The 2,452-nt window shown below is 66.7% G+C and carries 2 protein-coding genes; both read right to left on the bottom strand.

What is annotated here, in order from left to right:
* Positions 1–11: 11 nt before the first annotated feature.
* Positions 12–1,148, bottom strand: a complete 1,137-nt coding sequence (locus ABZW96_RS37510; protein WP_355081626.1) for a 2Fe-2S iron-sulfur cluster-binding protein — start codon at positions 1,146–1,148, stop codon at positions 12–14.
* Between the two features lie 14 nt (positions 1,149–1,162).
* The coding region (locus ABZW96_RS37515; RefSeq protein WP_355081628.1) for an NAD(P)/FAD-dependent oxidoreductase at positions 1,163–2,452 on the bottom strand (1,290 nt) is incomplete at its 5' end.

Raw genomic sequence — 2,452 nt, forward strand, 5'->3', positions numbered from 1 at the left:
GGTTCGGTAGGTCACAGGCCCAGCTCCACATCGGTGATCGGGTAGGCCACACACGAATGGGTGTAATCGAATCGAGCGTCGGAGAGCCGGAGTTTCGCCTCCTCGGCGTTGTGCACCTCACCCTTCAGAATCCGCACCCGGCACAGGCTGCATTCGCCGGAACGGCAGGCGGCCTCGGGACGAATACCGTTGTCTTCCAGAGCGTCCAGAAGTGGACGGTTGCGCGGGGTGCGGAAGGAGGTGTTGCCGACGGTGACGGTGACCTCCTGCGCCGGATCGATACCGGCGGGCCAGTGCGATTGGGCGGTGGGATCGCTGGGCGCGCCGTTGGCCTCGAAACGGATGCGTTTGCGCGGGTGGCCCAGCGCGGTGAGCTGCCCGAGGGCGTAGGGGTACAGCGCCTGCGGGCCGCACACGTAGACCATACGGCCGTCGAGTTCGCCCACCAGCCGGTCGATGGTTTCCGCGGTGAGGAAGCCGGTGGCTCCGGTCCAGCCGGCGGCGGGTTCGGCGATGACATGGTCCACGTCGATGCCGGGGTGGGTGGCGGCGATCTCGTCCAGTTCCGCGCCGAAGATGATGTCGGAGGCGTCGCGGGAGCCGTAGATCAGGTGGAAGGCGCGATCGAGACCCAGATCGGCGATCTCACGAATCATGCTCATGGCCGGAGCCACGCCCGAACCGCCCGCGAGGAACACCACGTCGTTGCCGTGAAAAAGCGGGTTGTGGTGGAAGGTGCCCATCGGGCCTGTGGTGGTGAGCACCTGCCCGATCTCGGCGGTGTCGACGAGCAGGTTGCTGACGCGTCCGCCGGGGACACGGCGGACGGTGAGGTCGTAGTGGGTCAGCCGGGACGGGCTGGAGGAGATCGCGAACGGGCGGCTGGTGCCGTCGATGAAGACGTTCACGTACTGGCCCGCCAGGAAGGGCGGCAGCTCGAACCGGTCGGCGCGCTCGAGCCGCAAGGTCTTGGCGGTGGCGGTCTCCTCGATGATCGCGGTGACCACCAACCGCAGCCGCTTGGGGTGGTAGGCGTCGATGGTTGCGCGTGTTTCGGCGGAGTAGTCGCGCGTATCGGGGACGCGGGCATCGATCTCGGCGAGGATCTCCGCCGCCCCGTCGAACCGTTCTGCGAGTGGGTGCTTCACGTAGTGTCCTCCGATCAGGCGGCTTTGGAGCGCAGGAGACGGCGGGCGACGCGCGCACCGGCCTCCAGGGTGGGCTGGAATCCGCCGATCCCGGCCCAGGAGCCGGCCAGATGGAGTCCGGGAACATGGGTTCGGCGTTCGCTGTCGCGGAACAGCCAGCCTTCGGTGGCGTCCTGGTCGTAGCCGTAGATCGCGCCGCCCGGATGCCCCAGGTAGCGCATCATCGTCAACGGTGTCGCGACGTCGACCTCTTCGATGGCGTCGCGGATGCCGGGGGTGACGGTTTCGCACAGGTCGAGCAGGGTTTCGGCGTAGGCGAACTTGGTGCGCGCGTACTCCGATGCGGCGATGTTCTTCCAGATGTCGGCGTACTGCAACGTCATCAGGCTGACGTGCGTGGCGCCGGCGGGCGCGAATCCGATCGGCGCGACATCGTAGGAGCTGACGCAGATGCCCCGCGCGGGCTCGAACGATTTCCATGCCCGGTAGGTGCGGTCGTCGTCGGCGTCCATGTTGACGAACGTCGTGCTGGTGGTGAAACCCAATTCGGCCGGAGTCGCGTCCAGACCCATGTGCAGCACGAAGCCGGAGACACCGATTCGCCTGGTGGCCAGATCGTTGCGCACCTCGGCGGGCACGTCGATGCCTTCGAGCATGCCGTAGGTGGTCGGCAGCGACGCGTTGGAGATGACGTCGGCAGCGGTGACCTCCGAACCGTCTTCCAGCCGCACACCCAGGACCCGGCCGGATTCGGTGAGAACGGCCTCGACGCCGGTGTTGAACCGCACTTCGCCCCCCGCGGCGAGGAAGGCGTCGAGGATGGCGGTGGACATCGCCTGCGACCCACCGCGCACATGCCAGGGCTTGAACTCGAAGTAGGCGAACAGTGTCAGCGCCAGATCCTGGAATCGCAGTCTCGACGGCGGCTGCCCGAGATAGGTCCAGTACATGCCAAGCGCGACCTTGATGCGGTCGTCATCGAAGAACTCGTCGAGCACGTCCTTCAACGGCCGCAATCCGTACTCGAACAGCACCGGGTCGATCTGCTCGACCGGCATCCTCCGCATGGCGGCGATCTGCCAGAAGCTCACCTGCCGGATCAGGTCGAAGAATTTCGCGGCCCGGTCGCGGTTGCCGGGGAACTCGGCCTCGATGGCGGCGACCGCGCCGTCCCAGTCCGCGGGCAAGGTGAGATCCAGCCGGCCGGGAATCACGGCACGATAGAGGTCGTGTTCTTGCACGAACTCCAGCTTGTCGGCGATGCCGAGTTGCTGGAACAGCCCTTCTCGCAACGACATCGGCTG

The sequence above is a fragment of the Nocardia sp. NPDC004168 genome (assembly GCF_040610355.1).
In the GTDB taxonomy this organism is placed as follows: domain Bacteria; phylum Actinomycetota; class Actinomycetes; order Mycobacteriales; family Mycobacteriaceae; genus Nocardia; species Nocardia sichangensis.